The organism is Anaerolactibacter massiliensis, assembly GCF_900290205.1.
GTDB lineage: Bacteria > Bacillota_I > Bacilli_A > Erysipelotrichales > Erysipelotrichaceae > Bulleidia > Bulleidia intestinalis.
On sequence record NZ_OLMH01000001.1, the window covers coordinates 289,918 to 309,373 of the forward strand.

Sequence of the window (19,456 nt, forward strand, 5' to 3'; positions counted from 1 at the left end):
ATATTGTCTACAAAAGTATTGTATACAAAATAAATAAAATTGCAAGTATCTGCCGGGATTTCTGCAATCAGAATCAGAAAATGAGAGGATCGACTTTTTCCTGAGGGTGCGGTAAATTATAGAAAATGTTTTCTGTGAACTGGAGGATGGAATGAGAAAACCGGGATTGCTTTGGCTTGCTGGGGTGCTGGTGTTAAGCGGATGTGCCTCGCAGTCTTACGCTGATATGAGCGGTTACAGCCTGGCAAGGCAGACATCCTTCTATGAAACGGAGACCGCGGATTTCCTGAAAGCAATGGAAGACAAGGAAACTATGACGGTATTTTTTGGCTTTGAGAACTGTCCGTTCTGCCAGACGGCTGTTCCGCTGCTCGCGAAGGCGGCAGCAGACACCGGCGGGAAGGTTTTCTATATCAATACCAGACAGGATCCGGAATGGACAAGCAATCAGGATCTGCCTGGATATGATCTTGTGGTTCAGCAGCTCTCGGAGTATCTTCTGACAGATGAGAATGGCGAGGCACAGCTGTATGTTCCTGCCGTCTTCTTCATCCGGGATGGTGCGGTAATCAGTGCGGTGAATGGAACCGGAACGGATGATGCAGAGCTTACAGACAGCGAAGAACTGAAGCTTTACGAGACATATGTGAATGGGTTTCTCGCGGAAAAACAATCCGATTGAGAACTGTGTATACTGAAGAAGCAGATGCAATTCCTGCTGCAGAGAGGGATAAGAGAAAGATATGAATAATGTGATTCTGACAATTCTGGTGATTGCGCTGAGCTTCGCGCTCGGCATGGTGATCAGCCATTCCATGTCAGCCAGGAAGAAAAAAGCGGAGATCACGACGGACTTCCTGGAGTCCAAGCTGAGCGAGTGCAGCGATCTGACGACATGCAGTCTTGAGTATGTGAACCTGGTCAAATATAAGGAAGGTTCCCTGCCTTTATTGACCAGAAGAAGCTTTTCGATGATCTACTCCGCAGTGATCCGGGCGGGGATTGATCTTTCCATGGCAGAGGTTTCTGTAACCCCGCAGAAGATCACGGTGAGGCTGCCGGAGACAACGATCCAGTCCATCGATGTAGATACGGATTCGCTTCGTTTCTATGATGAGCATAATGCGCTGTTCAACTGGAATGACAAAGAGGATATCTCAGAAGCGATCAAAGCAGCGCGGAAAGATGTGGAGCAGAATGCTGACCTGGAGAGGCTGAAGAACCAGGCTCATCGTCAGGCTGTGCTCGTAGTCACGAAGCTGATTGAACCGCTGGCTCAGGGCAGGGAGATCGAAACCGCGTGAGCACCGGACTGAAACACGAACTGAATCAGATCCGAAAAGCCTTCCGGGGGCTGATTGTCTCAGGAGGGCTTTATCTGTTCTGCCTGCTGATTGCAGGAACAGGGAAACCAGCACCCCTTCCCGCAGAAATCAGCTCACAGCCAGCGGAACAGGTAAGCATGATTGTGCCGCTGAGGGAAAGAGACGATGTAACTCTGAGCATGCTGGAAGAGGATCTTGACGGGATCGCGGATTCTGATGAGATTGAATTATCGGATGGGATCACACTGGACGAAGAAACCGAAGCGAAATTGGATGAAGCAGTGGACGAGCTGGAAGAAGCGGGATATTCCGTGAGCTTCATTCTGGAAGATCTCAATTCCGGAGTCCGGCTCTCCTATCAGCCGGATGTGATTTACTATGCAGCTAGTTCGATCAAAGCTTTTTATGTGGCAAGTCTGGCGGCAGAATATCCGCAGGTTGTGAATGCAGAGGCCGATGCCATGAAACGGGCAATTCTGTACAGCGATAATGATGCTTATGAGTATCTCAGGAATACGTACGGGAAAGAATATATCCGCAGCTGGTGCCGGAAAGCAGGGGTCAGAACTGACATTGCAGAAGAGATGTATCCATCCTATTCTGCAAGAGAGCTGGCAAAACTCTGGGCATTGAATTCGGCATGGTTTGAACAGGATGAGATCGGACAGGCGGTATCGTCCTGGTATGAATCTCCGAACTATTCCATCATTTACCCATATTACAGCGAGCTTGGGGTCACAACACGGACCAAAGCGGGATGGATTTCCTATGACGATGGCATGGAAGACTTTGAAGCGACGGTTGATGGCGGCATCATCTATGAACCAGAACATCCGTATCTGCTTGTGATCATGACCGATCTTCCGGAAGACTTTGATGCGTGTGAAGATCTGATGGATGCGCTGGCAGAAGCCCACGAAGATATGCTTGCTGGAACCAAAGTATATCTCAGCCTCTGCAGATAACATAAAAATCCTGCTGGACAGCAGGATTGATTGTTTCTGATCTGCAGGTTACTCATCACCCTGCAGAGACAAGATAGCATTTCTGAACGGTCTCTGATAGCAGAGGCTCGTCAATTCGGGGTTAAATTTCTGTTTTTTTCGGTTTTCTGCCGCAGGACTTTGCCTCGGGACAGAAGCCGGTGACTTCGCACTTGGGAACGAAGTAATGATCAGTCAGGTAACGCCATTCTTCGGAATATTCCGCTAGTGCATGGACCATGTCCTGCATGAGCTGGCGGTATTCCCAGTATGCCCGCGTGCAGAGGCGCTGGTGCGCCATATCGATGAGGTTCCGGAGGTTCGTTCTGAGCACGACTTTGCTTTCCATGCCGAGCGGCAGCAGCATTCCGCAGTCCTCTCTCGGAACGCCAAGTGCTTCCAGCTTCTGCAGGGCATCGGTGATGGAAGAGATTGCTTCATCATAGACTCGCTTTGCCTCAGTATCTCTCTCTACCGAGGGGGGAGTGACATAGGCAAAGCCTTTTTCATAATTGATATATCTGGTGCTTGCCTGGAGACGCGTCGGCGAGCCGCCGATATGCGTATACAGCTCACGGATGACCCGCGCACTGTAGCCATCAAGCACCAGATAGACCTGAGGATATTCCCAGGTTCTTCCATGCCCGGAAGACAGGCAGTTCATGCCGCGCTTATAGTTTTTTTCAGCGTCTTCAATATCTGCATTCCAGCAGACTCCTGCTTCTCGGCCGATCAGGCTGATCGGGTCTCTGGTTGTTTCGCTCTGGATCAGTATTGTTCCCATATTGTTCCTTCCTGTTTTCAGAAAATAGCAGCTGCCTGTTTCTCTACTGCTGTCCGGTCTGCACAGACCGATAGAATCACGAAATGGTCTCTCGTGACAAGATATCCGTCATTCAGCATCTTCAGCTCATCCGGGCTGTACATGGATGCGGTGTTCTGCAGCGAAGAAAGATAATAGCTCATCGCATCATAGATCTCAGCAGCAGTTTCATCATCTGCTGCTTCTGCAACAAACAGTAGCTGCCCATCCTGTTCTTCAGACAGATACCCCTTGGCATCGCTGAAGCTGTCAGGCGAAATCCTGAGCAGGTTCTCAAGCGAAGCAGAGTCTTCTTCTGTCATCGGGACATCATAGCATTCCAGCAGAGCGTCGGCAATTGATGAGACTGTCAGCTCTTCTCTGTCAGCTGGTTTCTCTGTGCGGCAGGCAGAAAGGCTGACCAGGACCATAGCTGCCGTCAGAATCTTCTGAAGTTTCATGGCGCAATGACCTCCCTGGCATAATTGACGAAGATCGGAAACTGAGCAGCGTTCAGATGATATCCGTCTTCGGCATAATAATCACGATATCCGTATCCGTTCTGTTCTTTCAGAACGGTGTCTGCATCAATCATGTGCAGGCCTTTCTTCTCACACAGTTTCAGCAGACAGTAATTGAGCCGGTTGATCAGTTCCTGAGACGCCCCGGATTCATTGTCATCATCTCTGACCGGCCAGAGTGAGCAGATGATCAGCCTGGTGTCTTCAGAAGCATTCAGCAGCTGGTCAATGCAGGTTTCATAAGCTTCTGCTTCCCGGATGGCATCACCTTCCTTGACTTCGGATAAGCCCATTTCGAGAATCAGAATATCGGGCTTCAGAATTTCTGTCCACTGGGTGAGATTCTTATAGGTCATCTCATTGCGGTAGAATACCGGCAGGTCAAACGTGGAAGGACACATAGCATATCTTGCCAAGGCCTGATTGCTGGGCACATGTCCGCTCATGCTCATATTCACGATATTGGAATCCCCGGAGAAGATGACTCCTTCAAAGTCCTGATCAGAGATGGAATCACCGTGCGGACGCAGAATCACTCCGGAAGAATCATAATCTGAGAGATGGAATCTTCCTGGCTGAAAATCTTCATCGCGGATGTCTCCGACGATGAGAGTGAGTCTTCTTGAACTGGAATTGCCGGAAGTATCAGAAGCTATGAGCATGCATTCATAAGTTCCGGCAGTATCAAGATCTGCTCCGCCTCCGATCCTCACGGAAATCTGATCGGGAGAATCATAATTGTCGGCTACGGTATATGCGGGCAGGGAGCAGTCTTCATGGATTTTCGTAAAGACAGTCGGATGATCCGCCATCGTGATGATGGGGGCTTCCACGTCCTTTACTGAGACTTGTCCATGGACCGTGCGAATCGGGATACCAAGGACTTTCAATGTATAGTCTGTCCTGTAGGTGCCGACCCGATCAGGATCGAGATCGGTGCGGACCGCTACGTGACTGCTGATATCTCTTCCGAAGAGCTCTGCCTGGAAGGAAGATGGTTCTGCAGTTTCTTTTCCGTAGATTGCAATGATATCCGGATCCTCCACTGTGAGCAAAGAACCCAGGTACATTGCCGCATAGACACCGGCAATTGCCGCTGCCGCTGTCATGATCTTGCCAGCCGTTTTCATAACCCCTCCCTTTCTCTTCAGGAAAGAAGCTCATCAAGCCAGGAAAGGGCCTGGTTCTTCGCTTCTTCGTAAGTCAGAGGTTCTTCTCCGCTCCATCTGGTTTCGTCGGTTTCGTAATTGTCGTACTGGGCACAATAGCCGCTCTGGGCGTCTTTGTCCATCGGCTTTTCCAGCGCAATCATCAGCTGGGCTTTATGGTGAATCGGATCACCGAGAATGATCCACCGGGAACGGTCTTCCGGTGCGCTCGAAAGCCGTTCCTTCATCTCTTTCAGGGTTTTCACGTACACGATTTCCATATCGTTTTCTCCGGTATTATTGTACCGCACCATGCATCATTGCTCGAATCATTCTGACCAGGAAGCGAAGAAACTGGAAGATTATGGAGCAGCCATAGAAATCGGATGCGGAAATCAGGCGTTTTACGTCGGAAATCTATGCATCCTGCGCTTGTGCATCTTCTTTTTCTGCAGGAAGTTATAAAATAGGACTAACCGAGAGGTGTACCCATATGAGAATTGCATTACTGGAAGATGACCAGCAGGAAAAAGAGGAATTCATCTCTGCGCTTCAGGGATGGGATCCGACCCGCAATGCGGAGTGCTATAACTCAATCGGAGATCTGATTGCGGCAGCAAAGAAGGAGCCGTATTTTTCCATTGCCTTTCTGGATGTGTACCTCCCGAAAGAAAACGGCATGGATGCGGCCAGGCAGATGCGGGAAGTATCCCCGCGGACAGAAGTGGTGTTCACCACGGCCAGCACTTCGCATGCGATCGAAGCGTTTTCGATGAATGCTCTGCATTATCTGGTCAAGCCGATTACGACCGACAAGCTTCGCGATGTATTCGATCGGATCCGGAAGAAGCAGAATGCCAAACCCGCGCTGCTGCTGAAGACCGGAAAGAACTCGCAGATGATCTATCTGGAGGATATTGCTTATATCAGCAGTGACAATCATCAGGTTCAGATCTTTCTTCGCAAGGGCGGAGAGGTTTCTGCGTACATGAGACTTTCTGACATTCAGCAGCAGCTGAATGACAGCTTCCTGAAGGTGCAGAGAGGCATGATTGTCAATGCGGACTTCATTGAGCGCATGCAGAGAGATGTGTGTGTCCTGAAGAACGGGGTTCAGATCATGCTGTCGAGAAAAGACCGTGATGAGATCCGGGCAGCCTATGATGACTTCATTTTCTTCCATCTTTCCGGAAGAACTGGTTTCACGGTATGATCATTCAGTATGTGCTTCAGACGCTGGGATTCTTTCTGCAGATATTCCCGGCTTTTCTGATGACTTTCATCCCATTTGATGAAGAGTCATTCCGATATGACCGGAAAAAGACGGTATGGATTGTGTCTGCTGCCCTGATCGGGGTCACGATTCTGTTCCCGGTTCTTGCATACCTGATGTCTGGAACAGAGCAAGTTGATATTAACATCTATACCGACGTATATATGCTGATCCTGGTGCTTGGTTTCATGGGCACTTATTTCTTCCTGATTCAGGAACCGTTTCAGAAGAAGATGCTGGTCATGGTCCATTCCATCTTCATGGTCGTGGAGCAGTTCCTGGTGCGCTGTCTGCTGCAGCCGCTGCATCCTTCGCTGGTGGTCGGAGGATTTCAGCCGATTGACATCCTGATTCTGCTGTTGATCATGATGATCCTGACCCCGATAGGCTACATCATCAACCGGGATATTCTTCGCAGATATCTGAAGCTCTATAATGCCAGAGTGCTGAAAAGGGAAAGCCTTCTTCTGATCTATCTGATTTTTGCGTATTTTGCGATCATCGTGATTTACATGATCTACTTTCATGCAGTGGATGGAAGGTTTACGGAAATCACACCGCTCTTATTATTCATCGGCTTGATTCTGCTGCTGTATTATGCCTTTCTGATGAGGGAAAGTCTGATCCGCAGCGAACAGGAAGAGATGCGGCGCATTCATGATTCTGCAGTGATGCAGTATCAGAAGATCGAGCACGAAATCGAGGCAGCCCGCCGTCAGCAGCATGATCTGACGCATAATCTGACGAAGCTCTATCAGCTGGCAGATACTGGCGATCCGCAGAAGGTGAAGGCATATAATGAGCAGATCGCAAAGAAAGCAGAACTGGTTACAAAACAGAAGTTCTGCGAGAACCAGGTTCTGAACAATCTGCTTCAGTATTATGTTGGCTGGGCACAGGACAACGAAATCACCTGTGAAGTCATGGCCGATGTGCCGAGAGTGCCCATTGATGCAAATGATCTGACGATCCTGTTCGGCAATATCATGGAGAATGCAATTCTCTCGAATGAAACGGTAGAAGGAGAGAGATGGATCAGGGTCAAGGCGGAAGTCATGGGATCCAGGCTTGCCCTTCTGGTAGAAAATGCTTGTGATCAGATACATCCATCTTCTGACTATCAGCCGGAGAAGACATATCAGAATGCAGATGCCTTCCAGTCTGTCAGATTCGGAAAGAACTATGGTCTCAATGCTGTGAAGGATATCTGTGAGAAGTACGGAGGTTCGGCAAAATTCCGCTTTGACGAATCAAATCATTCCTTTACCTCCAGAATTCTTCTATATCTGAACCATTCTGGCTGAGCTGTCCCCCACTGCCGGATGCCGAAAGGCACCGGCTTTTTTCTGTGCTTCAGGTTCATCCGACGAATCTGAAACCTTTTGCATGGTGGTGGGACAAATCTGGAAACAGAGGCTGATCTCTGCGCAAATCAGAATGTTTTCAGAAATCCAGCTGGATAATACCCTGCAAAATTCATAATTAAACAGCGATAATAAAGCATTTCTGGATCTCTCAGCATATGAATCGCAGACCTGCATGCATGAATTCGCTGATTCGCATTATAAATGTCGAAAATGCCTCAAAACCCTTTTGCAATGCGCTTTTTCTGCACTTCTGTCACAGCCTTCACGCTTGATCTATTGCCTGCGGGACGGACAGCGTGAGATGCATGATCTGCGACGTGAAATGCCGAAATTGGAGGGATGAATTCCAGATAATAGAAAGTGTAAAAAGCTTCTTTTTCTCTACGAGATCCGAGAAATTGCTTTTTGATTGAATGAATTCTCTGTAAGGAGGGGTAAAACTATGGGGAAGAACAGAAAAAAGCATCACTCAATCCTGCAATCATGCTTGAATTCTGCAATTGCACTGGCAATGTTCCTCTCGCCGATCGCCACGATCGTTGCTGAAGACACGGGCATGCCTGCAAGCACGGAGGCACCTGCAGAATCTGCAGCACCTGCAGAGCCGGTTACTGAGGAACCGGTGATCACGACAGCAGCTCCTGCTGAAGAGGCACCTGCTGAGGAGCAGGTACCGGCAGAAGAAACAGCTCCTGTCCAGGAAGCAGCACCTGCACCGACGCCGGCTGCAACGCCAGCTCCAGCTCCTGCGGCGACTCCAGCACCGACGCCAGCTGCGGTCAGTGAACCGACTGTGATTCCTGCAGAAGCTCCGGAAGCATCTGCAGTCCCCGTAGTGGAAGAGATGCCAGCTCCGGCTGAATCGGCTGCTCCGGTAGAAACTGCGGAAGCAGCAGCGCCGGAAGCGACCATGACACCGGAACCGTCAGCGACTCCGGAAGCAACAGCAGCACCTGAACCGGAATACCTGCCTGCAGGTTCTTTCAACGGCTCTACAAGCCAGATGACCGTAACTGTCAGCTATGGTGAAAATACCTTCAGAACTGGCACGGAGATGAAGGTTGCATATGTCTCTCGCTCGGAAGCAATTGCAGCAGCTGAGCAGACCGCGTCTGAAGATCAGGAAGTCATTGATGCCATGGCAGTAGATATTACCTTCATTGGTTCAAATGGCAATGAAGTACAGCCGGAAGGAGCAGTATCGGTATCACTGGAACCGCGCAGAGCACTTGCAAGCACAGAGACCAGTACACAGGAAGTGCTTCATAAAGAGGACAATGGAAATGTACAGGTAGTCGGCAATGCGGATGTATCCGCGGCTGGAGCAGAATTCTCTGCAGACCATTTCTCGATCTATGTTATTTCCAGCAAAGACACTCCAGCAATCGCTACTTATTATTTCCATGATGCAGTCGGAAATCAGATTGGCGATGTACAGAAAGTCAAAGACGGCGAAACGGTTTATGCGCCGACCACACCTGAAAAGACCGGCAGCAAATTCCTTGGCTGGTCCTATACGCAGGGTGTTTCTTCCATTCAGGAAGGAGATCCAGGCGAGTTCGGCACATTAGCAGCATCTGTAAGCACAACGGGAGAGGTCCATCTTTATCCGGTTTTCCAGCAGGCATATTATGTCTTCTTCCTGGACAATCAGGGCAGAGTCAGCACTACGAAGGAAGGCGTCAGCGGAAACGTCATCAGCACTGAAGATGTTACGATTCCGCTGGATTCCACACACTCCGTGACCGGCTGGTACACAGAAGCTGAACTGACCCATAAAGTCGAGTTTGTTACGCTTTCTGACCAGAACGTGACACTGTATCCGAAGGTCGAAGAAGGTCATTATCTGTATTTCTCCAGCGGCGAAGGGGCAAGCTATGTGAAGCCTGTATTCGTTGCGGCAGGAAAGAATACAGTAAAACCGGAAGCACCGAAGAGAACTGGCTATACCTTTAAACATTGGTCTGTCTCTGAAGATGGTTCTGAATATGCATTCGGCAGCACGATTTCAGAAGATACCACTCTGTATGCGGTGTGGGAAGCAAGCACAAATACTAAATATACTGTCATTTACTGGTGGGAGAATGCAAATGACAGCAATTATTCCTACCACGAGAACATAGTTAAAACCGGGACATCCGGAAACAAGATTGATCTGACCGGGATAAGCGGAAGTTATGATGGCTTTACTCTGAATACTGAGAAAACAAACGCAGCAAATGCGGACGCAGTGATTGCCGGTGACGGATCGACGATCGTGAATGTCTACTATTCTCGAAACACCTACGAGATTAAGTTCTTCAAAGCAGAAAGGGAGTGGTTGGGATATTCTTGGAACGAAATGGAGAGACTGCGCATTACCGCCAAATACGGAGCAAACATTTCCGACCGCTGGCCAACCAACACTTCCAAAATCTGGGGCACCAATAAGGGACGGAATGGACAGGGGACACAGCCATATCAAAGCGGTATTTCCACCATGCCCTTTGGCGGCGATGAGTTCTATTATGTCAGCCAATCCGGCGGATATTCTATGAATTTGAAATATTGGGTGGAAGGTTTAAATGGACCCTATACATTAGATCATACAGATAGTTTTAAGACCGATGATCCTAGTAGGTGGTCCACAAGTGCAGAAGATCATTATGATATTGAGGGCTTTACTTATCACTATGAAGATAATGTAGAAGATGGAAGTTACTTCAAGAAGGTATCTAAGTATGTTTATGAAGTGTCTTTCAACTATCGGAGAAATGATTACTCTATTAAATTTGTAAACGGAGACTCAACAAAATCAGAAAAGTTCAAATATGAAGCGGATGTCAGCAAAGTGGATTTAACGGCAGCTCCTGAGCGCCCTGCGGGAATACCTTCTGGTTATGTATTTGCAGGATGGTTTGATAATGAGCTTGGTGTAGGCGATCCTGCAACGCTGACAGGAACAATGCCTGCCCATAATATTACTCTATACGCAAAGTGGGCTGCTCCGGCATACAAAGGAACCGTTCATATGAATCTTGAAGGAACTGGCAATCCGATGCAGTTCATCATCAGTTACAGCAGCAAGATCAATGAAAATGATATGCCGACCGTAAAGGATTCTGATGGGAATATCATTCAGGAAGGCAGCAGTTCCAATACTGTTACTGTCCCTAAAGGACATACATGGGCAGGATGGGCAACAAAGTCCGGCAATGATTACATCATCTATAACTTCAGCACAGAAGTATATAGCGACATTACGCTGTACCCGTACTATATCAACGGCGAGAAATACACAGTTACATATAGCCTTGGCGAAGGTACAGGAACGGCTCCGATTGACAGCAAGCAGTATTCCCAGAATGCGTATGCTGATATTCAGCCGGCATCAGGAATTATTACTCCTCCAGAGGGCATGACATTCCTTTACTGGAGCCACGGTACGGATAAGTATTATCCGGGAGACAAGGTAAAGATCACAGGCAATCTTGAACTTACCGCTGTCTATGGAGATACTTCGGCATTAACATCAATCACTTATCATTCGAACTATCCGACAGAGTCCGGACTGACTGATAGGACCCACGTTGTTGATAACCAGGCAAACAACACTGCGATTACACTGGAAAAAGCCGATTTCATAGCTCCAGCTGGATACTATTTCGCATACTGGATGGATGCTTCTGGAAAGCGGTATGATGTTGGTACAAAAATCGGTATCGATAATAATAGGCCTGCGAATGATCTCTATGCGGTCTGGGAACAGAAGAAAGAGATCACATTAACGGCAAATTCCGAAACATTTACCTATGACGGAACTGAACATACTGCTTCCGGCGTAAAGACAAATACGTTTACGATTGATAATGTTACTTATACCGTAAGCGGCTTTACTACAGAGAATCCAAAAGAAAAGAATGCGGGAACTTATACAAATAATATTCTGAACACCGATTCCATTGTTATTAAGAATGGTGATACTGATGTTAGCTATCAATTCACTGTAAATACCGAAAACGGATCCTTGAAAATAACACCGAAGGCAGTCACAGTCACAGCGGAGAACACGAGCAAGACCTATGGAGCTGCTGATCCTGAGCTGACGGCAACAGTAAGTGGAACGCTGGATAACGATACTGTCAGCTATACGTTAAGCCGCGCTGAAGGCGAAGACGTTGGCACCTATGCAATCACGCCGACCGGCGAAGCAAGCCAGGGCAACTATGCGGTGACTTATGTGCCGGGAACCCTGACCATCAGCAAGTCTGGCACATTGACACTTACCGCTAACGGATACGAAGGCGAATACGATGGCAAGTCTCACGCTGCAAGTGCAACCGCAAGCGTAACGGAAGGCACAACGATTTCGTATCAGGTAGGAAATGGCGAGTGGACAACGGAAGCTCCGAGCATCAAGGATGTCGGCGAGCAGACAGTCAACGTCAAAGCCGAGAATGCAAACTATGAAACGGCAAGTACAACCGTAACGCTGAAGGTAACACCGAAGGCAGTCACAGTCACAGCGGAGAACACGAGCAAGACCTATGGAGCTGCTGATCCTGAGCTGACGGCAACAGTAAGTGGAACGCTGGATAACGATACTGTCAGCTATACGTTAAGCCGCGCTGAAGGCGAAGACGTTGGCACCTATGCAATCACGCCGACCGGCGAAGCAAGCCAGGGCAACTATGCGGTGACTTATGTGCCGGGAACCCTGACCATCAGCAAGTCTGGCACATTGACACTTACCGCTAACGGATACGAAGGCGAATACGATGGCAAGTCTCACGCTGCAAGTGCAACCGCAAGCGTAACGGAAGGCACAACGATTTCGTATCAGGTAGGAAATGGCGAGTGGACAACGGAAGCTCCGAGCATCAAGGATGTCGGCGAGCAGACAGTCAACGTCAAAGCCGAGAATGCAAACTATGAAACGGCAAGTACAACCGTAACGCTGAAGGTAACACCGAAGGCAGTCACAGTCACAGCGGAGAACACGAGCAAGACCTATGGAGCTGCTGATCCTGAGCTGACGGCAACAGTAAGTGGAACGCTGGATAACGATACTGTCAGCTATACGTTAAGCCGCGCTGAAGGCGAAGACGTTGGCACCTATGCAATCACGCCGACCGGCGAAGCAAGCCAGGGCAACTATGCGGTGACTTATGTGCCGGGAACCCTGACCATCAGCAAGTCTGGCACATTGACACTTACCGCTAACGGATACGAAGGCGAATACGATGGCAAGTCTCACGCTGCAAGTGCAACCGCAAGCGTAACGGAAGGCACAACGATTTCGTATCAGGTAGGAAATGGCGAGTGGACAACGGAAGCTCCGAGCATCAAGGATGTCGGCGAGCAGACAGTCAACGTCAAAGCCGAGAATGCAAACTATGAAACGGCAAGTACAACCGTAACGCTGAAGGTAACACCGAAGGCAGTCACAGTCACAGCGGAGAACACGAGCAAGACCTATGGAGCTGCTGATCCTGAGCTGACGGCAACAGTAAGTGGAACGCTGGATAACGATACTGTCAGCTATACGTTAAGCCGCGCTGAAGGCGAAGACGTTGGCACCTATGCAATCACGCCGACCGGCGAAGCAAGCCAGGGCAACTATGCGGTGACTTATGTGCCGGGAACCCTGACCATCAGCAAGTCTGGCACATTGACACTTACCGCTAACGGATACGAAGGCGAATACGATGGCAAGTCTCACGCTGCAAGTGCAACCGCAAGCGTAACGGAAGGCACAACGATTTCGTATCAGGTAGGAAATGGCGAGTGGACAACGGAAGCTCCGAGCATCAAGGATGTCGGCGAGCAGACAGTCAACGTCAAAGCCGAGAATGCAAACTATGAAACGGCAAGTACAACCGTAACGCTGAAGGTAACACCGAAGGCAGTCACAGTCACAGCGGAGAACACGAGCAAGACCTATGGAGCTGCTGATCCTGAGCTGACGGCAACAGTAAGTGGAACGCTGGATAACGATACTGTCAGCTATACGTTAAGCCGCGCTGAAGGCGAAGACGTTGGCACCTATGCAATCACGCCGACCGGCGAAGCAAGCCAGGGCAACTATGCGGTGACTTATGTGCCGGGAACCCTGACCATCAGCAAGTCTGGCACATTGACACTTACCGCTAACGGATACGAAGGCGAATACGATGGCAAGTCTCACGCTGCAAGTGCAACCGCAAGCGTAACGGAAGGCACAACGATTTCGTATCAGGTAGGAAATGGCGAGTGGACAACGGAAGCTCCGAGCATCAAGGATGTCGGCGAGCAGACAGTCAACGTCAAAGCCGAGAATGCAAACTATGAAACGGCAAGTACAACCGTAACGCTGAAGGTAACACCGAAGGCAGTCACAGTCACAGCGGAGAACACGAGCAAGACCTATGGAGCTGCTGATCCTGAGCTGACGGCAACAGTAAGTGGAACGCTGGATAACGATACTGTCAGCTATACGTTAAGCCGCGCTGAAGGCGAAGACGTTGGCACCTATGCAATCACGCCGACCGGCGAAGCAAGCCAGGGCAACTATGCGGTGACTTATGTGCCGGGAACCCTGACCATCAGCAAGTCTGGCACATTGACACTTACCGCTAACGGATACGAAGGCGAATACGATGGCAAGTCTCACGCTGCAAGTGCAACCGCAAGCGTAACGGAAGGCACAACGATTTCGTATCAGGTAGGAAATGGCGAGTGGACAACGGAAGCTCCGAGCATCAAGGATGTCGGCGAGCAGACAGTCAACGTCAAAGCCGAGAATGCAAACTATGAAACGGCAAGTACAACCGTAACGCTGAAGGTAACACCGAAGGCAGTCACAGTCACAGCGGAGAACACGAGCAAGACCTATGGAGCTGCTGATCCTGAGCTGACGGCAACAGTAAGTGGAACGCTGGATAACGATACTGTCAGCTATACGTTAAGCCGCGCTGAAGGCGAAGACGTTGGCACCTATGCAATCACGCCGACCGGCGAAGCAAGCCAGGGCAACTATGCGGTGACTTATGTGCCGGGAACCCTGACCATCAGCAAGTCTGGCACATTGACACTTACCGCTAACGGATACGAAGGCGAATACGATGGCAAGTCTCACGCTGCAAGTGCAACCGCAAGCGTAACGGAAGGCACAACGATTTCGTATCAGGTAGGAAATGGCGAGTGGACAACGGAAGCTCCGAGCATCAAGGATGTCGGCGAGCAGACAGTCAACGTCAAAGCCGAGAATGCAAACTATGAAACGGCAAGTACAACCGTAACGCTGACAGTGAACAAGCGTACGGTGAATCTGAAGTCTGAAAGTGCAAGCAAACAGTATGATGGCACAGCACTGACAGCACCGACCGTAACAGTTTCCGGAGATGGATTTGTAACTGGTGAAGTTTCGAATCTCAAAGCAGTAGGAACGATCACTGATGTCGGCACGGAAGAGAATAGGATCGCTTATGACAAGAAGCTCGGATTCAAGGCGGGAAATTACGAGATCACTGAGCATCTCGGAACGCTGACCATTCTTGCGGCAGACATCTCTGATGATAGAAGATTCGAGGTTGAATCCCTGAATGATCTTGTCTATAACGGACGCGATCAGGCACAGGAACCTGCTGTGACCGATAAGGATTCTGAAAAGACTCTCGTAAAGGATAAAGATTACACTCTGACCTTCAGCGAGGATGTGAAGAATGTCGGTGAAGTTGCGGTAACTGTGAAAGGTATCGGAAACTACACAGGAACTGTGGAGAGAACGTATCGGATCACTCCTGCTTCGATCCTCATCGTGACACCGGATGCAGAGAAGGAATACGATGGAATACCGCTCACTGCGGCTGGGACGATTGAAGGCTTGGTCAATGGCGAGACAGTAAGCTTCGCTGCTACCGGATCTCAGATCTCGGTTGGCAATAGTGAGAATACGTACAGCCTGGTATGGGATGGCACGGCTTCGGAAAGCAACTACACCGTTGAAGCAAAGACCGGAACGCTGACAGTGATTGCTGCGGATATCTCCAATGCGGATAAGTTCACGGTCAGCCAGCCGGAGGATGTCGTCTATAACGGACTTGAGCAGAAACAGCCGGTGACGGTTGAAAGAGTAAAAGCTTCTGCGATGAATGCAGTGGCAAGCTTCTTCTCAGATCTGATTGGCTTCATCCATGCGGATGCAGATGATGCGGTTCTCCTGGAAGGCACGGATTACACTCTTGCGTACAGCGAGAATCTGATTGATGCAGGAACTGTGACGATCACAGTTACCGGTATCGGAAATTACACAGGAACGGTGGAGAGAACATATCAGATTAATCCTGCTCCGCTGACCATTACCACGGGCAGCGCAAGCAAGGCTTATGATGGAAAGGCACTGACCAATGCAGAAGCACATTATGAGGGACTGATGACGGTTCGTGACAGTATCATTGTCACTGCAACCGGTACTCAGACCGCAGTAGGAAGTTCTGCAAATGGATATGCGATTGACTGGGGCAATACGCTGAAAGAAAACTATAAGGTTACCGAAGCTCTCGGAACTCTGACAGTCACTCCGGCACCTGCACCGTCAACCACGCCGACTCCGTCTTCTCCTGCTCCGACGCCGTATGCGCCAGAGACGGGCGGAGAAACTCCATATACTCCGGTGACAGCTGCGGTTCCGTATACTCCGTATACCGGAGCGAGAACACCGTACACGCCGAATACCGGAAGACCGTATACTCCGAATACCAGCGATGATGGTATCCTGAGATGGTTCTGGATGCTCGGAGGTTCCATGATTCTTGCGGCAGCTTCCTATGAAGCGCTGAGAAAGTCCGGAAAGCACTGATCAGCAACAGGAATCAAAGATTCAGAATGACTGAAAGAAAGGTGCATGGAAAATGATCCATGTGCCTTTTCTTATGAGCCGGAAATAGAAAAACTTCCCGGATATCCAGGAAGTTTCTGCGTGCCAGCTATCGGAATCGAACCAACGACCTACTCATTACGAATGAGTTGCTCTACCATCTGAGCTAAGCTGGCATATAAAAACAGCAGAGTTATTATATCTGATAATTCCGGAAGTTTCAATGGCATGATTTCAGGTTCACTGCTATCATGAGCGTATGAATGAAAAAAGCCTTCTGGATTGCACGCCTGGTGAATTTGCGGCAATGAAACGGGAAGAAATCCTTCATGGGATCAGGGCTTCTGATGGCAAAGCATTAGGGGCGATGATCAGCAGTGACGTGACTCCTTATACCGGAGATCTGACCAATGCGGAGCTATGTGCTGCGTCAGGTGCAGAGATTCTGATCCTGGATCATTTCGATGCAGAAAATCCTCATGTGGAAGGGCTGCCGGCGGTGAAACAGCCGATGGATACGGTACGCATGATCAAAAAGCTTACCGGAAGACTGATCGGGGTCAGATTGGCGGCTATGGGTCCTGAGAGGTATCGGAAAAGCGAAGGAATAACTCGCGGAATGCTTGCGACAGCGCAGAATGCTGTGAAAGCTGCCGCGATGGGGGTAAATCTGCTTCTGATCAGCGGGGAGCCTTCCACAATCAAAGATGCGCTGAGGGAAGTGCGGAAAGCAGCTGGCGAAGAGATGGTCCTGTTTGCTGGAGATGGGCAGGCGCAATATGCGGTCCCGACGATTGATGACATCAATGGATATATCAATAACGGAGCTGATGGAGTGCTTCTGCAGGGGCCTGGAACGATGCCTGGATGCACGGAAGAATGGTGTGAACAGAGGATTTCTCACATTCATTACCGCGGGAAGGTGGCAGTGCTTTCAATCGGAAACGGGATGGAGAATACGGACCCTGAGACGGTAAGAAGAATTGCGTTTGCTGCAAAACTTTCTGGGGCTGATCTGCATCTGCTTGGAAACGATGGCCCGATGGGAATGGCCGATCCGGAGGTATTTCTGACGTATTCACTGGCAATCCGGGGGAAGAAGGAGACGCTTCGCAGGATGGCGGTTTCACTGAACAGGTGAAGCGCCGGTCATATTCGTGTATAATAACTTCTGTCGTGGAGATCAGTGACAGAATATAGCGCCTGGACTGCGATCGCAGTTGACGAGGATCGGGTATTTATCGAAAGATTCGGCGGATGACCCGAAGGCTGGATACGGCCTGAGCAATGGGAAAAAACAGCTCGTGAGAGCTGAACAGATCCATTCGGTATCCTCCATGACCAAGTGTTTCCTGGAAATGGAGGATATTTTTTCATGTGCGGAATTACAGGTTTTACCGGCAGAAGTGAAGCGCTGCCATTTTTACTGCAGGGTCTGAGAAAGCTGGAGTATCGCGGTTATGACTCGGCTGGCATTACGCTGGTCAGAGAGAATAGCTTGCGTACGTGGAAGACCAAAGGAAGACTGGCTGAACTGGAGAAGATTGTAGCTCAGGAGAAATGCTCTGAAACGACTGGAATCGGCCATACGCGCTGGGCTACGCATGGAGTACCGAGCAATCTGAATGCACATCCGCATGCAAATGCGGACAATACGATCTCATTAGTTCATAACGGAATTGTTGAAAACTATTCTGCTCTGAGAGAGGAACTGGTGAAAAAGGGATATCGCTTCCAGTCAGAGACAGATAGTGAAGTCATCGTCCTTCTGCTGGATGAGTATTACAAAGAGTCCCATGATCTGCTTTCTGCCTTGAAGAAGACACTGAAGCGGCTGAATGGCTCCTGGGCTCTGTGCGTGGTTTCTGTGTTTGAACCAGACACGATCTATGTTGCAAAGAAAGAGAGCCCTATGGTTCTCGGGAAGACGGCAGAAAGCACGTTCTGTGCCAGCGATGCACCTGCATTGCTGGAATATACCAAAGATATTCTGCCGCTGAATGATGGTGATATGGCAATTCTGAAGCCTGGTTCTCTGGAACTGTTTGATGAGAACGGCCGCAGGAAGGAGCCGCATTTTATCCGGTTCCCTTATGATATTCAGTCTGCCCAGATGGGAGGATATGATTCGTTCCTTTTGAAAGAGATTCATGAGCAGCCGAATGCGATCCGTGAGACTCTGAGGGGAAAACTCAAGGCAAGAAGAATCTCTCTTCCGGAAGTGGAGGGCCTGGATGCTGACTGGCAAAGCATTTCGCAGCTGGTATGGATCGGATGCGGTACTGCCTATCATGCCTGCCTCTATGCGGATCATCTTGCAAAGCAGATGACAGGACTGAGCAGCTCGGCAATTCCGGCAAGCGAATTCCGCTACAGCAATCCGAGGGTTGGAAAAGATACCTTATGTATCTTTGTGTCGCAATCCGGAGAAACAGCAGATACGATGGCTGCGCTGAAGCTGGCAAAAGCTAAGGGATGCATCACCATTGGAATCGTGAATGTACTTGGTTCTTCCATTGCAAGGCTTGCTCATACGGTGGTTTATACGTGCGCTGGGCCGGAAATTTCGGTTGCGAGCACGAAGGCTTATACAACTCAGCTGGTATTGCTTTACGTGCTTGTTCTGAAACTGGCAGAGCTGACCGGAAGATCGGTAAAAGGGATCACGAAGAAGATTGAGAATCTGAAGAACCTTCCGGATGCAGTGGAACAGACGATGAAATACCAGGATACGATGAGAGATCTGGCCGGGCTTCTGAAGGACCAGAGAGATGCTTACTTCATCGGCAGACAGCTTGACTATGCAAGTGCCCTGGAGGGAGCTCTGAAGCTGAAAGAGATTTCCTATGTGCATGCGGATGCGTATTATGCCGGTGAACTGAAACATGGCCCGATTGCATTGATTGAGAAGCATACGGTTGTCATGGCCCTGGCAACACAGCCCGAGGTGGCGATGAAGACGATCTCCAATATTGAAGAGACCATTGCAAGAGGGGCAGAAGTCATCCTGGTGACAGGCAAGGATTATGAAGGCGAACAATTCTCCCATGTGATCCGGATTCCGGAAGTGAGCAGTGATCTGGCACCGGTTCTGACGGCAGTGATACTGCAGCTATTTGCGTATTTCACAGCGAAGGAAAAGGGCTGTGATATTGATAAGCCGAGGAATCTGGCAAAGTCCGTGACCGTAGAATGATTCCG

The 19,456-nt window shown here is 49.5% G+C and carries 12 protein-coding genes and 1 tRNA gene; 8 read left to right on the top strand and 5 right to left on the bottom strand.

Annotation, left to right across the window (positions count from 1 at the left end):
• Positions 1–151 precede the first annotated feature (151 nt).
• The 3 genes from C7E00_RS01480 to C7E00_RS01490 all read left to right on the top strand — a co-directional run bounded on the left by C7E00_RS01480 (position 152) and on the right by C7E00_RS01490 (position 2,290).
• On the top strand, positions 152–682 hold the full coding sequence (locus C7E00_RS01480; protein WP_105302592.1) for a thioredoxin family protein: 531 nt from the start codon (positions 152–154) through the stop codon (positions 680–682).
• 61 nt (positions 683–743) lie between these two features.
• The gene (locus tag C7E00_RS01485; RefSeq protein ID WP_105302593.1) at positions 744–1,304 is read left to right on the top strand and encodes a DUF4230 domain-containing protein; all 561 of its coding nucleotides are present in this window, start codon (positions 744–746) and stop codon (positions 1,302–1,304) included.
• Positions 1,301–2,290 (top strand): serine hydrolase, encoded by a 990-nt coding sequence (locus C7E00_RS01490; RefSeq protein WP_105302594.1) that lies wholly within the window; start codon positions 1,301–1,303, stop codon positions 2,288–2,290. Before C7E00_RS01485 ends, C7E00_RS01490 begins: the two co-directional genes overlap by 4 nt.
• A 121-nt stretch (positions 2,291–2,411) precedes the next feature.
• Here the strand turns inward: C7E00_RS01490 and C7E00_RS01495 are convergent, their stop codons facing one another.
• Genes C7E00_RS01495 through C7E00_RS01510 form a run of 4 tightly spaced genes read right to left on the bottom strand, consistent with a single transcriptional unit; the run spans position 2,412 to position 5,060 of the window.
• Positions 2,412–3,092 carry an FAD-dependent thymidylate synthase gene (locus C7E00_RS01495; protein ID WP_105302595.1) on the bottom strand — a complete coding sequence of 227 codons (681 nt, stop codon included), beginning with the start codon at positions 3,090–3,092 and terminating at the stop codon, positions 2,412–2,414.
• 17 nt (positions 3,093–3,109) lie between these two features.
• Positions 3,110–3,571, bottom strand: coding sequence for a DUF4358 domain-containing protein (locus C7E00_RS01500; RefSeq protein ID WP_105302596.1), 462 nt, complete (start codon positions 3,569–3,571; stop codon positions 3,110–3,112).
• A complete protein-coding gene (locus C7E00_RS01505; RefSeq protein WP_105302597.1) occupies positions 3,568–4,761 on the bottom strand; it encodes a GDSL-type esterase/lipase family protein in 1,194 nt (397 codons plus the stop codon). The genes C7E00_RS01500 and C7E00_RS01505 overlap by 4 nt, the downstream gene beginning before the upstream one ends.
• Before the next feature lie 17 nt (positions 4,762–4,778).
• Positions 4,779–5,060, bottom strand: coding sequence for a hypothetical protein (locus C7E00_RS01510; protein ID WP_105302598.1), 282 nt, complete (start codon positions 5,058–5,060; stop codon positions 4,779–4,781).
• A gap of 212 nt (positions 5,061–5,272) precedes the next feature.
• On the opposite strand from C7E00_RS01510, the gene C7E00_RS01515 reads away from it, so the two are divergent.
• From C7E00_RS01515 to C7E00_RS01535, 3 genes are all read left to right on the top strand, one after another.
• Positions 5,273–5,992 (top strand): LytR/AlgR family response regulator transcription factor, encoded by a 720-nt coding sequence (locus C7E00_RS01515; RefSeq protein WP_105302599.1) that lies wholly within the window; start codon positions 5,273–5,275, stop codon positions 5,990–5,992.
• Positions 5,989–7,356, top strand: coding sequence for a sensor histidine kinase (locus C7E00_RS01520; protein WP_105302600.1), 1,368 nt, complete (start codon positions 5,989–5,991; stop codon positions 7,354–7,356). The genes C7E00_RS01515 and C7E00_RS01520 overlap by 4 nt, the downstream gene beginning before the upstream one ends.
• Positions 7,357–7,861: 505 nt before the next feature.
• Positions 7,862–16,237 carry an MBG domain-containing protein gene (locus tag C7E00_RS01535; protein ID WP_105302603.1) on the top strand — a complete coding sequence of 2,792 codons (8,376 nt, stop codon included), beginning with the start codon at positions 7,862–7,864 and terminating at the stop codon, positions 16,235–16,237.
• Between the two features lie 121 nt (positions 16,238–16,358).
• On the opposite strand, the gene C7E00_RS01540 is transcribed toward C7E00_RS01535, so the two are convergent.
• Positions 16,359–16,431 (bottom strand) — tRNA-Thr (locus C7E00_RS01540).
• Positions 16,432–16,514: 83 nt separating this feature from the next.
• Between C7E00_RS01540 and C7E00_RS01545 the strand changes: the two genes are divergently transcribed.
• Together C7E00_RS01545 and glmS are read left to right on the top strand one after the other, a co-directional pair.
• Positions 16,515–17,396, top strand: a complete 882-nt coding sequence (locus C7E00_RS01545) for a DUF7916 family protein (RefSeq protein ID WP_105302604.1) — start codon at positions 16,515–16,517, stop codon at positions 17,394–17,396.
• 234 nt (positions 17,397–17,630) lie between these two features.
• Positions 17,631–19,451, top strand: coding sequence for a glutamine--fructose-6-phosphate transaminase (isomerizing) (glmS, locus tag C7E00_RS01550; RefSeq protein ID WP_105302605.1), 1,821 nt, complete (start codon positions 17,631–17,633; stop codon positions 19,449–19,451).
• The last annotated feature ends 5 nt before the right edge of the window (positions 19,452–19,456 follow it).